Genomic DNA, 14,648 nt, shown 5'->3' with positions numbered 1-14,648 from the left:
TCATGGCTCTGAAGCAATCCCTAATCGAAAACAACTCTATCAAATTGCACGCTCATGCGGGTGATTGGCGTGAAGCGATTACCATTGGTACCGACATGCTTATTGCCTCTGGTGCTATCAAGCCCTCTTACCATGAGGCCATCATCAGTAGTGTAGAAAAATTAGGTCCTTACATCTGTATCGCTCCGAATCTTGCACTTCCTCATGCGAGACCAGAAGACGGTGTGATTAAAACCGCGTTTGCACTAGTGACTCTAAACACGCCAGTCTATTTCGAAGGTGAAGATGAGCCTGTCGATGTGTTGATTACTTTAGCGGGTAGTTCGTCTGATGAGCATATGGAAGGCTTAATGGAAGTTACCCAGGTACTCGATGATGAAGACAGTGAAACGGGCGTTGATCTCGATAAATTGCGCCGCTGCCAATCAAAAGAAGACATCTACCGCGTTATCGATGAAGCCTTAGCCGCTGAGATGGCTTAACGGAGGCGTTATGTATCAAGCACTAAAACAACGAGTTCTCGCTGCCAATCTCGCATTACCAAAATATGGACTAGTGACGTTTACTTGGGGCAATGTCTCTGAAATTGACCGCGAACGTGGCGTCATTGCGATTAAACCATCTGGCGTTGAATACGATGACATGAAGGTGGATGACATCGTAGTGATTGATCTTGATGGCAACCGAGTGGAAGGGTCGCTCAATCCATCCAGTGATACCGATACGCATGTTGAACTCTATAAAGCGTTTCCGGAAATTGGTGGCATCGTTCATACGCACTCACGCAGCGCTACTATTTGGGCTCAAGCGGGCATTGATATCCCGTCACTGGGTACGACCCATGCAGACTATTTTTACGGCGACATTCCTTGTACGCGTAAGCTAACTAAAGCGGAGATCGCAGGGGAGTACGAGCGCAATACTGGTTTGGTGATAGTGGAGGAATTTAACCAACGCAATATCAAACCGATGTCGATTCCAAGTGTGATTGTAGCTGGACACGCGCCATTTTCTTGGGGCAAAGATGGCCACGATGCGGTTCACAACGCTGTCGTGCTTGAAGAAATCTCGGCGATGGCATTAGCGACACGTTCTCTCAATAGCGGTATCAAGATTCAACCAGAACTGTCAGACAAGCATTACTTGCGTAAGCATGGTGAGAATGCCTATTACGGCCAGAGGTAAGCCTATGTATAAAGTACTAGCTCTTGATTTAGATGGCACGGTATTAACGGATGACCACACGATTCACCCGGAGGTGAAATCTGCTATCCACATGGCTCGAACGCAATGTCATGTCGTCATTGTTACTGGCCGACATCATACCGCAGCAAAGCCATTCTACGATGAGCTAGAGCTGACGACGCCAATCATATGTTGCAACGGTACCTATGTGTATGACTACCAACGAGATGAGGTAGTAGAGCATAACGCTATCGATAAAGACAATGCGTTGAAGTTCATTGAACTAGCCACTGAATTTCAAATGAAAATGGTGATGTACGTAACGCATGAGATGACGTATAGCCGAGCCAATCCTATTGCTTATATGCAAGCGCTGGAGTCTTGGGCAATGCAATTTCCGAAGCAGCATCAGCCACAAATACGCAAGATAGATTCGTTCAGCCAATTGGCACAACAGACTGATTATGTGTGGAAATTTGTGGTGGAGGGCGCGCCGAGTTCGGTTCAGCGTCTCTCAGAACACTCTTGGATAAAGCGCAATTTTAATGGTGAGCGCTCTTGGTCCAATCGTATTGATTTTGCCGCTCAAGGGAATAGCAAAGGTAAACGATTGGCTGATTATGTCAAAGGACTTGGCTACGAAGCACATCATGTCATTGCTGCAGGTGACAACCACAATGACATTTCCATGCTTGAGTATGCCGGGCTTGGCATCGCCATGAAAAATGCCGATGAGATGGTAAAACAAAGCGCCAAAATCACCTGCAAAACGAATAACAACGAAGACGGCCTTGCCCGTTTAATACGTGAAAAAATTAAAGGATAAGTAAGATGACTAAACCAATGATTCAAATCGCTCTAGATCAAACCAATCTATCTGCAGCGATTGAAGTAGCAGACAATGTAGAGAGCTTTGTGGATGTGATTGAAGTAGGCACCATTCTCGCGTTTGCAGAAGGAATGAATGCAGTAAAAACACTAAGAGCGAACCACCCTGAGCATGTACTTGTTTGCGACATGAAAACTACTGATGGTGGTGCAATTCTTTCTAAAATGGCATTTGAAGCTGGTGCAGACTGGATCACGGTGTCAGCTGCCGCTCATATTGCAACCATAGGCGCATGTAAGAAAGTTGCTGATGAGTTTAACGGTGAAATTCAAATTGAAATTTACGGCAACTGGACCATGGAAGATGCGCAAGCATGGGTAGATCTAGGTATCAAGCAAGCCATCTATCACCGCTCTCGCGATGCAGAACTTGCGGGTGTTGGTTGGACTGAAGAAGACTTAGTTAAAATGCGTCAATTGTCGGACTTAGGCATCGAGCTCTCCATTACAGGTGGTATCGTGCCAGAAGATTTGTACTTATTTGAAGGCATTAAGGCAAAAACGTTTATCGCAGGTCGTGCACTCGCTGGCGAGAACGGAAAAGCGACCGCAGAAGCACTGCGTGCGCAAATTGACCGTTTCTGGAACTAAGGAGCCACTATGTTTCAGATGCTAGATAGACCGCGGATGGGACTGTATGAAAAGGCGTTGCCTAATGAACTGTCGTGGGAAGAAAAACTGCAACAAACCAAGCTGCTCGGTTTCGATTTCTTAGAAATTTCCGTCGATGAATCGGATGAAAGAAGAAGCCGCTTAGATTGGGATGACGAGACCATTTACGATCTGAAAAGGTTATGCGAACGCTACGAGATCCCTTTGCAATCAATGTGTCTTAGTGCTCACCGCAAGTACCCTTATGGCTCTTTGGATCCACAAGTACGTCAACAAGCACACCTACATATGGAGAAAGCGATTACGTTAGCGTTTAAATTGGGTATCCGAACCATCCAGCTCGCGGGCTATGATGTTTATTATGAGCCAGCTAACCAAGAGACGCACCAGAACTTTATCCAAGGGATGAAGCAAGCTGCAAAAATGGCAGAGCGAGCTGGTGTGATGCTAGCGGTCGAGATAATGGATACCTGTTACCTCAACTCATTAAGCAAATTTGAAGTGCTTAATCGTGAAGTAAACTCGCCATTTCTCACGGCCTATCCTGACGTGGGTAATATCTCAGGTTGGAATTATGACGTATCGACGGAATTGGCCTTGAGTATGCCGCACATTGTGCAAATTCACCTTAAAGACACTTATAAAGTTACCAACGATTACCAAGGTCAGTTTAGGGATTTGGTGATTGGTGATGGTGAAGTGGATTTTGAGGCGATTTTCGAGACACTTAAACGTACCGATTGTGTTGTACCAATGGTGATTGAAATGTGGGCGCAAGATGATAACTGGCGCGAAAATATTGAGATAGCCAAGCAACGATTAAACCATGTTTGTCAGAGCGTGGAGGTACCTCTGCTGTTTAGCTAGTTGGCAAACATTGGTTAATATGAGCTCCTGAAGTAAGACGCAGCGATTTCCCTCCAAGCTGCGTCTTTTTTCATCTATTGACATCCCTCGTTGATTACCTCAGAGTTAGCCCTCCATTTTCGACACTAAGCCTGCTATGAAACTTCTGCATCTCCAATTATTTTGGCATCAAACACAGAATACGTTGCTAGAAATGGAAGATCTTCCAGCTTTGACTGAGCAACAGCAGCGAGATTTCAAACTGTGGATGAAAAAACGTAGGAAAATCCTAAGCTTTGAAGTACATCAACAATCATGGGTCAAGGTTAACCAAGATGGCTTTAGTTCGCTTATTGAGCTATGTCCTAATGGTAGTTTAGTTGAGCGTGATATGTTTGGCGGCCGGTCGTTATCGGGTTTGTGGAAAGTCATTGATGGGTTACTGTTTATTAAAGTGATCAGCGGCGAGTTCATCGTTGAATATCAAATCGCAGGTAGTTCTGAGCAGAATATTCACGATGGTGTAGAGTACATAAACGGTAAGGTCAGTACTTACAGTAAATTTGTTCAAGTCAAAGCATAGTAACGAACGTTGTGAATTATTTCTCCTGCTCCCAACGAAATACTATATCTTCTAGCCCTTCTTCGTTATCGCTATTACCTTCGTGTTCGGTAAATCCAAGTCGACGATAAAACTCGATCGCGTTGTGATTGATTTGAAATGTTCTCAGTGATAACTCCCCTCCGCTGCGAGCTTGTGCTTCTTCGACTAACAAACGTCCGATGCCTTTTCTCTGAAACTCAGGTGCGACATACAGTTGATTAATTTCATTCCGATCAATTGCCATAAACGCTACGGGTTGTTTCGATTCTAGAGTGAGTACCACCCAGATGTCATGACTGTGCGGCAAAATATTGGTTAAAAAATACAACTGAGATTCAACAGAATGAATAGGCTCTATGCCTAACGCCAGCAAGAAAGCACGGCGCCAAAGCGTCACGATTTGCTTAGCGTGCTTAGGTTCGAAGCGCTCTAAAGTGAACGGCGGTTCATGCATCACACAACCTTTATTCTGCTTTACACTGTAAAAACGATGTCTACAGTGTAGCGCAAAATTTCTTTTGACCTGTCTACATGTGTAGGGTTTAAGGTTCTGCCCCTTGAACTTCATTGTGAGGCTGCTATTCTTTGCCGCCCTTTTTCTTATGTTGAGGTAACCCATGGCCATTGGTTTTGACTACGGAACCGCGAACTGTTCTGTCGCTCATCTTGTAAATAACGCCATCGAGCAGATCCCACTGGTGGGTGATAACTGTTATATCCCCTCAACGCTTTGTGCTCCGACGGCTGAAACTGTGTCTGAGTACTTGTTTCGTTGCTTGGATATTCGACCTTCCAACGAAGTAGGTGAAGCCGTGCTTCGACGTGCGGTAAAGCTCAATCGAGAAGAAGGGATTGAAGTGATTCCTACGGATGTACTGTTTGGTGAAGCAGCGCTGGATCTGTACCTCGAAGACCCTAAAGACGTCTATTACATTAAATCGCCGAAATCTTTCTTGGGCGCGATGGGGCTTCGAGATATGCAGCTATCATTTTTTGAAGATTTGGTTTGCGCCATGATGAGCAATGTAAAACGTCAGGCGGAATTGCACTTGGGACAAAGCATCAGCCAAACGGTTATAGGTAGGCCTGTTAACTTTTTAGGTCGTGGCGGTGATGCCTCTAACCGTCAGGCGGAAGGTATTTTATCGCGAGCGGCAACGCGTGCGGGCTTTAAAGATGTCGAGTTTCAGTTTGAACCTGTAGCTGCAGGGCTTGAGTACGAGTCATCGTTAACTGAAGATAAAAATGTGCTGGTGGTCGATATCGGTGGTGGTACGACGGACTGCTCATTTATTCAAATGGGGCCAAGTTGGGTGGGGAAAGCAGATAGAGACTCTTCACTCATCGCCCATACCGGCCAACTTGTAGGCGGAAACGATCTGGACATTTACATCGCTTTTCGCCGCTTTATGCATGCATTCGGAATGGGGACTAAGCGCCACTCAGGGTTAGACATTCCTGTGACGCAATTTTGGAACCCTATAGCGATTAATGATGTTCAAGCTCAACGTAAGTTCTACGCTCATGACAATTTAAAAGAGCTACAACTTCTTGCTAAAGAAGCCATTGAACAAGACAAAGTATCGAGACTGGTCACACTGCGCAAAGACACGTTAGGTTATGCCGTTATTCGCGAAGCTGAGAAAGCAAAAATCGCACTTGAATCTTCAGCAGAATATCGCGCTATGATTGATTTGTTCTCTGAACAAGTTGGCATTGATATCAGCCATGCTCAAATGGCAGAAGCCATTGATAACCCGACCAGAAAAATCCAGGCGTTAGTCAAAGAAGCAGTAGAGCAATCTGCGACCTCACCTGATGTCATTTATATGACTGGCGGATCAGCACGCTCTTCAGTATTACGCAATGCGGTTCAAGAAGTGCTACCTAACATCCCTGTAGTATCTGGCAACTACTTTGGTTCGGTAACGGCAGGGTTAGCGCGTTGGGCTGACGTGTGTTTTAAATAGTGTGTTTTAGATGGAATAAAATAAGCCCAGAGCTTGGCTCTGGGCTTATGTGTCTATTTGGTTGGCATCGGAAGTATTTCAAACATTCCGTCAAATTCGTCCAAGGTGGCAGCAAGTTTTCCGATTAACTCGCCATCCCCTTTGATTCCTGCTTGTCCCGACTTCAACAAAGCTTCTAATGTCGTTTGACCCAATGCAATTCGTGTTAAATCCGCTTTGTGTACGATGAGCTCAACATCGGTTTTCGGTAGAGTGTCCACTTCGATGTTACTCATGTTGGCATTAGACACTTCACCGTAGTAACGCTCTGCCACATCTGGGTGATATAAACCGAAACTAAAGTCCAATTCAGCTTGTTCTGCTTTTTCTGCGTTGAGTTTAACTGCAATAAAATCAAGGAACATGCCTGTAGGAGTATTAGCAATTACGTCAGCTGATGCCAGCTTGATTGAAGGTGATATCTCGCCAGTTCTTAGCTCCACTGCGCCTTGTAAGTAGGAGTTACGCCATGCCATAGTTTCTGATTGGTAGCCTTGTTGCTCAAAGCTGTCTGCTAGTGCAAAGCGATAGTCAATGTTATTCGGGTCACACTGCACTAAGTCATTGAGCAGTTGGGACGCCTCTTGATACTGACCATTGTTGAAATGTGCCAGTCCTGCTTGATATAGAGTGTCTGCACCTGCTGCTTCTACGTATACACAAGATTTCTCTTTAGATTTTAGTGGGTTGGTATTTACGGGGTTCATATCATGATAACCAAGATATAAGTTCACAACAGCTCGCGCGTTGTGGCTATAAGAGCCATGATACCCATTGGTGTGCCAGGTTTGCTTTTGTGATTCTGGTACTAGGCGTTCAATTTCTCTGCCCACATCATGGATGGTGACGCCGTGGTTAGCAAGACGCATTGCTTGGTTGTGGATGAAACCATAGTTGTCGCGTTGCAACGCCATATAAGCGGAAATCTCGTTACCTTCCGTGTTTGGATCGTTCCAAACCGGAGCTGAGTGCGCGGCGTGAATGTTATCGACTAAGCCAGAATCAACATAGCGTAGCTTCAGCTCGGTTAAATACTTAGTCCAAACCAAGGAATCACGTACTTTTGCACCGCGGAAGGTGTAGATATTGTGCATACCATCATAGGTTAGCTCTGCGGTATTAAGGGAGCGATACTGCGGAACATATAAGACGATTTCAGCTGGTGCCTCCGCGCCCGGCATATTGATAGCGTGGAATTCTAGGCCGTCAATGGTAATAACTTTTTCGCGTTCTTGGATTTCTGTTGTTGGAGCTACTAAGGTCACTTCACCGCGCGATGTGCCAAGACCTAACGCGTTATCAACGATCCCTTTCGCATCGTTCAACAGTGTCGTACCGTATTGGTAATTTGCTCTGCGTCCCATTGCTGTACCGGCGATGACATTCTCATCTGCTAGCTCTTTGATAAAGTCTTTTGGCGCATAAATCTTTGCATTGTCAGCAAAATCTCCAGATTCAACAATGCCTCTTGAGCCACCAAAGTGGTCAGCGTGCATGTGCGAATAGATCATGCCGGTGATTTTGTGCTCGCCATTGATCTTTGGAAGGTGTTGCTTGGCAAAGTCCCAAGATGCTTCAGCGGCTTCGCGTGATAGCAATGGATCATGAATAACGTAGCCGTTGTCAGTGCGATAGATGGTCATATTAGACAGGTCGGCACCACGAATTTGGTAAATGCCATCGGTCACTTCGTACAGTCCACCAGCAGCGTAGTTCAACATACCTTGGCGCCAGATCGATGGATTTACCGTCGGTGGGATGTCTTCGACTGACATTTCAGCCATAAATTCGAAGCGATTTTTCAGCTCACCTGCAGCATGATTACCAAATTCAGCAATCAGCCCCTTTTGCGTGCGTTCAAAAGCAGAAGTATCTTCCCAAGGAAGAGTGGCGGCTAACGCTTGGTTAGCTTCAATAGTATGACTAGTCGCAGGTTTGCCTTGATAGTCTTCTAGGCCAACGTAATCAGCACTAGCGTTGAATGATGCAAGAATCGCAATGGTGATAGTAGATGGCACAAGTTTGCGGTACATAATTGACCTCACACGGTTAGAACAGGAATTAAGGTCAATATAGCGGCTTGACTCATAACTAAATATGCAATTTAATTTAGTTAATACATAACTAATGGTGATGTTTATGAATGCCTCTGATTTTGATCTTAACCTGATGCGCGTGTTCGTGACCGTATATCGTTATCAGTCGATAACCGTGGCGGCAGAGGTACTTAACTTGACCCAACCTGGTGTCAGTGGGGCTTTAAAGCGACTTCAAGCTCAACTCGGTGAGCGGCTTTTTGTTCGTGATGGTCGAGGCATTGCGCCGACGCATTTAGCTCACGAATTAGCTCGCCATATTGAGCCAGCTCTGGAAACCATAGAGAGCACCATTGATGGTGTTAAAGATTTCAGTGTGCAAGGAAAAAGGCGTTTTGCCGTTTACACGTCAGAACCAGTGATGCTGATGCTATTACCGAAAATTGAAGCGGATAAAACCTTGAGAGAACGTGAGATCGTACTTCATCCTACCTTAGCGACCGAAGAGGAGTTGCTCGATAAGCTCAATTTACGTCAAGCAGACCTAGCGATAGACTTTGCCAAACGTACACCTTCGCTGTGTTTTTCACAGCCGTTCTTTACTGACCAAATCTGTTTGATCGCCAGCAAATCACATCCACGAATCAGCGGCAATATCACGGTTGAGCAGTACTATCAGGAGAAGCACATCACTCTTAAGCTCAGACGAGAAAACGCCTTCTTAGCGGACTATTTTACTGAGGAGAATATTAGAGGGAGAAAGGTAGCTGCAGAAAGCGATTCTCTTTTGGTGTTGATGGCATTAGTGGCAAGTAGTGAGAGCATTGGAATGATGAGCCGTAGCGTGGCTACTTTGTTTGCGGAGCGTTTTGATATTCAGATTATCGAAGCACCGTTTCGCCCGATCCCTGTCGACTTTAAGTTGGTCGCTCATAGTCGAGAGCAGAGCAGCAAAGCCAATATATGGCTTCGGGAAAAGCTGCTCTCCTACCTGTCTGAGCTAAACCTCGGTCACTGAGAGTCGACAAAAGTGGCGACTCCCACTTTATTTAAGTACGAATCGCCGCCATTTTCTGTGACTTTATAAAAGTTAGTAACAGTCCCAAACTGATGATAGCTGTCATGGCCTCTGCAAATAGAATACTCGCCCAAATGCCATTAATAGGGAACAAGCTTGGCAAGACAATGACGCCTAGTGCAACAAATACAAACCCACGAGCAAGAGAGATTATGGTTGCCTGATTGGGTTTTGCAATGGCCTGAAACAGGTTGGCGACGACAAGGTTTAGTCCCATTAGCGGTGTCGCATAAAAGAAAAACAGTAGCGCAGTCGCGGATAGTTCAACGAGCTCGATATTATCGCCAAGGTAGAAACGTGCGACTGTCTCTGAGAACAATCCGATCACAGCGAGAAATAGTAAGCCACTGCCAATTGACGTAACAAGCCCAAGTTTGAGTGTAGCTTTCACTCGTTCCGGCAAGTTAGCACCATGGTTAAAACTGATAATAGGCTGACACGCCTGATTAATGCCAACGATAACAAATAACGCAAATACACCCACATTTGCGGTTAAGCCGTAAGCGATGATGTAGCTCTCTCCAAATTGGCTAAGCAGTACGTAGTTGAATAAGAGTATCGTCAGCGCAGAGGTGATCTCAATAAAGAAAGTGGGGGTGCCTATCTTTAGGATCTGTCTTACCTTATCCAGACCAAGACCTTGTAAGGTCAGCCTTAGCTGACCTTTAGCTTGCCAAAAGTGGCTGAGAAGAATCAGTGCTATGACCGCTTGAGAAATCGCAGTCGCGTATGCCGCTCCCTTCATCCCCCAGCCAAACTGAAGCACAAAGAAGTAGTCCAAGACCAAGTTGGTGACTGCGCCTGCTGACATGGCGTACATAGCGAGTTTTGGGTTGGTATCATTACGTATAAAGCAAGACATAACCCAAGCAAGAGCATAAAGAACAAAGAACTTGAGCATCACACCCAAATAGTCATGCGCTAGTTGTGCCATGTATCCAGTAGCGCCCATCAAGCGGATAATATCGTCTAGGCAAAAGAGTGCGATTGATACAGCAATTGTCGAGATAATGGCTGTGGCAAGCATCGCCTGACTAAACAGCGTTTGGCCAACACTTAGATTGCCCTTTCCAAATTCAATCGACATGAGCGCTGCACCACCGATACCTATCATCATTGCAATCGCAGTGAACAAGGAAAAGGCAGGAATCGTCAAAGAGATAGCACCAAGACCTTCAGCGCCGACACCTTTCCCCACAAACCAAGCGTCACCCATAATGAAAATGGACTTAATGACCATGCCTGATAGCGCTGGTAGAAGATACTGAATGAACGATTTCTGGATTGGATCGGACTTGAGGTTTATGCTCATTGGAAACGACAATACCTATAAATTGATGAACAGAGATAATGGTATTATCGTTACGAAATTTGACATTAAAAAGGGATTATCTGCCTTTAATCTGGCACTATTTGGACGTTCTTCTTCGAAATTCAGCCGGAGATTCACCCATGTTCGTACGGTAAAATCTGCCAAAATAAGAGGGGTCTTCAAACCCAAGTTGCAGTGCTATGGCTTTAACGGTTTTCGTCGAAAAGATAAGTTCACGGTTCGCTTCCAGAAGTACTCTATCATGAAGCAACTTGGTAATGGTTTTACCTAGGTGTGCTTTACTTAGCTCATTAAGGCGCTTACTGGTAATGGAAAGTTTATCGGCATAAAACGCCACGTTTCGTTCGCTCTGATAGTGGGTTTCGATAAGTGTTGTCACCTGTGAAATTCGTTCATCCCGCACAGTAATTGCTTCGGTTTTGTCCACCGAAAAGCGAACAAGATAGCGCAAGAAACAGGTAAGCAAGGATTCGATCAAATCCCAATCGGTGTCTTCACGTTGATACTCTTCCAGCAGCAAATCGAAAACGGCATCAAGTTGCGTTGCTCCTCTGCCCTGAGTATCGATATAAGGGTGCTGATTTTGGTGAGCAGAAAATATTGCGTCAAACATCAATTGATGGCGGTAGCGATTTTCGAAAAAATCGGTCGAGAAAATGAGCATTTTGACGTTACTACCTAGTGAGTTTGACTCATGAACTTGCCCTGGGGCGATTGTAAAAAACCGCCCTTTTACACTCTGATAATCGACAAAATCGATACGTTGAGAGCCGGAGTCATCCAAACACCAAATGACTTCAAAATAGTCGTGACGATGTGGTTCCAAGAAGACTTCTTCTGACTCCATACGGCAATCGACGACCTGACAAGGATGACCTTTGGGTAATGTTACCAAGTTAATTTTGTCTTTCATGATTCACATAGGCGGCAAGGAAAGATGTGTCTAGTATGACATTGATTGATAAGTGATTCGAGGTGACAAACTGATTACGAGTAGGAATTGACCTACCTTAGGTTGGGATGAGAGCAACACGGTTTTAACTATAAAGTGGTAATTAACTTGGGTTGGCGATAAGTTGAGCTGTGATGTAAATCCAATAGTACATAAATTGCTGATATAAATGGCAATTGTTGCTTGAATTTGTCTCGTTTATGAATCTAGAATGATTCGACCCTCTGATTTAAGGGTCACCTAGCCAACTGACGTTGTTAGTGAACACCTCTTGTTCACACGTTATATAGCCAATCGCCTTGTTTTCGCGATTGGCTTTTTTCTTGTCGTAAACTTGTCCTAGCATTAAAAAAGCTCACCGAAGTGAGCTTGCAACGATATATGGAGCCGGAGCTACACTTTGAACTGTTCAACGGTAGTGAGAAGCTCTTGGTTTCTGCCTTTTAAGTCATTGGCATTTTGTGTTGCCAGCTCTCCATTTTGGACCAATGTGCGCACCATATCTTGAATCGTCACCATGTTCTTATTGATCTCTTCCGATACTGTACTTTGCTCCTTCGCTGATGATGCAATTTGAGCAACGAGACCATTGATCTCATCAGTAAAGGTCATCATGGAGTCGAGAGAGTTAGTCACCCCGCTGGTTTGTTCTTCATACAGCTTACAACGATGCTTGGTGGAGTCCATATTGGCGACAACGGCTTCGTTGCCAGCATGAAGCTTAGATAGCATTTCATTGATTTCAGATGTGCTTTGTCGAGTGCGAGAAGCCAGAGCTCTCACTTCATCAGCGACGACGGCAAATCCGCGTCCTTGTTCACCTGCGCGTGCAGCTTCGATTGCAGCGTTAAGTGCAAGTAGGTTGGTTTGCTCTGCGATATCACCGATTACTTCAAGTGTGTCACCAATCTTCTGTGTATCGGCACTCATAGCTACAACAGCTTGTGAGGTGTTTTCCACTTCTGCGACCAGAGCCTGCAAACTTGAGATAGCTTCTTCGACAATCAGCTTCGAGTCAGAGCTGGCTTGGTTAGCCGTTTCAGTATTATTTGATGCTAGTTGCGCATCATTGGCCACTGTATCGGAAGAGGCACTCATTTCATGAATAGAGGTAACAATCTGGTCCATTTCATTTTGGTGTGATTGGAACAGAGCCTGATTTTCTTTAGCTTGTTGCTCGATATGTAGGATTGAACGACTGGTTTCATTACAAGACTGAATAACATTGCCCACTAAGGTTTGCAATTGAGCGATAAAGGTATTGATGTCTTGGGAAATTTTACCAAACTCATCGTTAGAGTCGACCGTAAGTCTTTGAGTAAGGTCGCCTTTACCTGTTGCGAGGTTTCTCACCACGTTTTGAAGCAGTGTGATAGGTTTTAGTAAGAAGGCGATTATCATCATACTCAACGGAATAATGATAACAGCAGCTACGAGCAGTGCTTGGGTTATTTGCGTACTGATTGTGGCGGCATTAGCCTCTGTAACAGCACTATCTAAGTAAGCGGTCAATGTCCAAGTATCGTTTAATACAGGAATCGTTGAGTCAAACTCGATATGTTGACCCGGAGTCGTATTGGAGAAGAGGACATTGCCAGCACCATCTTTGAGTGTCAGGTAGTCACCGTTGCCGCTGGTTTCTGCGAGCGGTTGAGTAATAAAGCTGAGATCGAGTTGGTAGAATGTCACTTCATTACTTTGAACATTGGGTACCACTATATTCAGTAAGAGCTTATCATCCTGTTTGACGATTTCGTTTGCAACGATCTGTCCGTTGGCTTTGGCTAATTCTGCCTCTAATGCCGCAACAATATTCTCATCTTCCACAATGCCGGATTTGTCAAAAACGAAACCAGAAGACATTTTAGTGATGTTATCAAACTCGGTTTTTTCGACAATATCTTTTACGTCGATAAAGCTGACATTAAGGGACTTGGCTTGTTGAAAACTGTAGTTAAGTTTGTCGGTAACACTTTGGTTCAAGAGGGTAAGCTTTTCTTGTGTTGTAGAAGAACCACTGCGCTCAATATAGGATTCCACAAAGCTATTAGCAGCAAAATAACTGGTGCCAATGGTAGTAAATATAATTGCTATGACTATTGAATAGAGTTTTAGTTTGAAGGAGAGGTTCTTCATTATTAGTAGGTCCATTTACCGAAGTTATTGATGTGTATAGTAATATTTTCATCATTTAGGTAACGTGACATAGGTAATAGTTATGAACCTAAGTTTATTTATGTCTAGTTTTGATTAAAGATGTCCATTTATATTGAGTAAGATACAAAAAAGCCAGCGAATATACCGCTGGCCCTGCATAGCAATTGTCAACACGACAAGTGCTAGACAAATAGTGAGGACAAAATACCAATAATCCCACCAAATACACCGCCCCAAACCACAAGCCAGCCTAGGTGCTCCTTTATCATCTTTTGAACGATTTCTTTAACCAGTTTTGGTGTTAATTCACTGAGTCGCTGGTCGATAATCGCTTCAACATTGTCTTTTACTTCGTTTAACATCTTCGGTGATTCGAGTTGTTCAACCAGAGCTTGTTTTACTGAATCGCTTTGGCTGATTTCAATCACCGACTGCTGCATCTTTTCAACGAAAGGCTGTTTCATTGGTTCCAATGCTTCGGTGCCGCCAAGCATCGCCAACATACCACCAAATTGAGAGTTCGCGATCACTTCAACCAGCGAATCAAAAGCAGGGTTAAAGTCGACCTTTTCTAATATTGGTTCTAAATCCAGTGGAATACCTGAGCTCATTTCTTTATTGAGGAAGCGATCGATGTTCTCATTGGTAAAGAACTGCTCCATCATTAAGTTTTTTATCGCTAATTTAAAATCTTCAAAGCGTGCTGGTATAACTCCAGAGCCATAAAGTCCCGGCACTTTCTCGAACAACATATGGATCGCGAGCCAGTTAGTCACCGCACCTGAAAAAGCGAACAGGCCAGCATATAGCACTAGGGTGTTGTCGAGTTGATAGCCCGCAGCGAGTAGCGCTAGGGCAATGAAATTAGTAATGAGACTCTTATTCATAATGTCTTGCTAGATTAATAACGTTGCGCTGATTCTATTGAAAAAACGTCGCTATAAAAAG

The 14,648-nt window shown here is 44.5% G+C and carries 14 protein-coding genes; 8 read left to right on the top strand and 6 right to left on the bottom strand.

Annotation, left to right across the window (positions count from 1 at the left end; all coding sequences use genetic code 11):
* Positions 1-2: 2 nt before the first annotated feature.
* The 6 genes from JKJ11_RS23350 to JKJ11_RS23325 all read left to right on the top strand — a co-directional run bounded on the left by JKJ11_RS23350 (position 3) and on the right by JKJ11_RS23325 (position 4,114).
* Complete coding sequence (locus JKJ11_RS23350; RefSeq protein ID WP_006069734.1) at positions 3-482, top strand: PTS sugar transporter subunit IIA; 480 nt, start codon at positions 3-5, stop codon at positions 480-482.
* Positions 483-492: 10 nt separating this feature from the next.
* Positions 493-1,185 carry an L-ribulose-5-phosphate 4-epimerase gene (locus JKJ11_RS23345; protein WP_006069735.1) on the top strand — a complete coding sequence of 231 codons (693 nt, stop codon included), beginning with the start codon at positions 493-495 and terminating at the stop codon, positions 1,183-1,185.
* Between the two features lie 4 nt (positions 1,186-1,189).
* Positions 1,190-2,011: a Cof-type HAD-IIB family hydrolase gene (locus JKJ11_RS23340; RefSeq protein ID WP_006069736.1), complete on the top strand. Its 822-nt coding sequence runs from the start codon at positions 1,190-1,192 to the stop codon at positions 2,009-2,011.
* A 5-nt stretch (positions 2,012-2,016) separates the two neighbouring features.
* On the top strand, positions 2,017-2,664 hold the full coding sequence (locus JKJ11_RS23335) for a 3-keto-L-gulonate-6-phosphate decarboxylase UlaD (protein ID WP_096443586.1): 648 nt from the start codon (positions 2,017-2,019) through the stop codon (positions 2,662-2,664).
* A 9-nt stretch (positions 2,665-2,673) separates the two neighbouring features.
* Positions 2,674-3,552: an L-ribulose-5-phosphate 3-epimerase gene (locus JKJ11_RS23330; RefSeq protein WP_252039358.1), complete on the top strand. Its 879-nt coding sequence runs from the start codon at positions 2,674-2,676 to the stop codon at positions 3,550-3,552.
* Positions 3,553-3,688: 136 nt separating this feature from the next.
* On the top strand, positions 3,689-4,114 hold the full coding sequence (locus tag JKJ11_RS23325) for a hypothetical protein (RefSeq protein ID WP_252039357.1): 426 nt from the start codon (positions 3,689-3,691) through the stop codon (positions 4,112-4,114).
* Positions 4,115-4,130: 16 nt separating this feature from the next.
* Here the strand turns inward: JKJ11_RS23325 and JKJ11_RS23320 are convergent, their stop codons facing one another.
* Positions 4,131-4,589, bottom strand: a complete 459-nt coding sequence (locus JKJ11_RS23320; protein ID WP_252039354.1) for a GNAT family N-acetyltransferase — start codon at positions 4,587-4,589, stop codon at positions 4,131-4,133.
* A 163-nt stretch (positions 4,590-4,752) separates the two neighbouring features.
* Here JKJ11_RS23320 and yegD point away from each other — a divergent pair, with 163 nt between their 5' ends.
* On the top strand, positions 4,753-6,105 hold the full coding sequence (gene yegD / locus JKJ11_RS23315; protein WP_252039353.1) for a molecular chaperone: 1,353 nt from the start codon (positions 4,753-4,755) through the stop codon (positions 6,103-6,105).
* A gap of 53 nt (positions 6,106-6,158) precedes the next feature.
* Here yegD and JKJ11_RS23310 read toward each other — a convergent pair whose 3' ends face one another.
* Positions 6,159-8,177: an alkyl/aryl-sulfatase gene (locus JKJ11_RS23310; RefSeq protein WP_006069742.1), complete on the bottom strand. Its 2,019-nt coding sequence runs from the start codon at positions 8,175-8,177 to the stop codon at positions 6,159-6,161.
* A 106-nt stretch (positions 8,178-8,283) separates the two neighbouring features.
* Between JKJ11_RS23310 and JKJ11_RS23305 the strand changes: the two genes are divergently transcribed.
* Positions 8,284-9,198, top strand: coding sequence for a LysR family transcriptional regulator (locus tag JKJ11_RS23305; protein ID WP_252039352.1), 915 nt, complete (start codon positions 8,284-8,286; stop codon positions 9,196-9,198).
* Positions 9,199-9,229: 31 nt separating this feature from the next.
* Here the strand turns inward: JKJ11_RS23305 and JKJ11_RS23300 are convergent, their stop codons facing one another.
* From JKJ11_RS23300 to JKJ11_RS23285, 4 genes are all read right to left on the bottom strand, one after another.
* Positions 9,230-10,570, bottom strand: coding sequence for an MATE family efflux transporter (locus tag JKJ11_RS23300; RefSeq protein WP_252039351.1), 1,341 nt, complete (start codon positions 10,568-10,570; stop codon positions 9,230-9,232).
* Positions 10,571-10,667: 97 nt separating this feature from the next.
* Positions 10,668-11,504 carry an AraC family transcriptional regulator gene (locus tag JKJ11_RS23295; protein ID WP_252039350.1) on the bottom strand — a complete coding sequence of 279 codons (837 nt, stop codon included), beginning with the start codon at positions 11,502-11,504 and terminating at the stop codon, positions 10,668-10,670.
* A 432-nt stretch (positions 11,505-11,936) separates the two neighbouring features.
* Positions 11,937-13,679 carry a methyl-accepting chemotaxis protein gene (locus JKJ11_RS23290; RefSeq protein WP_198559308.1) on the bottom strand — a complete coding sequence of 581 codons (1,743 nt, stop codon included), beginning with the start codon at positions 13,677-13,679 and terminating at the stop codon, positions 11,937-11,939.
* 203 nt (positions 13,680-13,882) lie between these two features.
* A complete protein-coding gene (locus JKJ11_RS23285; protein ID WP_006069748.1) occupies positions 13,883-14,587 on the bottom strand; it encodes a DUF445 domain-containing protein in 705 nt (234 codons plus the stop codon).
* Positions 14,588-14,648: the final 61 nt, after the last annotated feature.

The sequence above is a fragment of the Vibrio sp. SCSIO 43133 genome, from assembly GCF_023716845.1.
In the GTDB taxonomy this organism is placed as follows: Bacteria; Pseudomonadota; Gammaproteobacteria; order Enterobacterales; family Vibrionaceae; genus Vibrio; species Vibrio mediterranei.
Note: the sequence above shows the minus strand (reverse complement) of the source record. Positions and strands in the feature narration are given on the sequence as shown.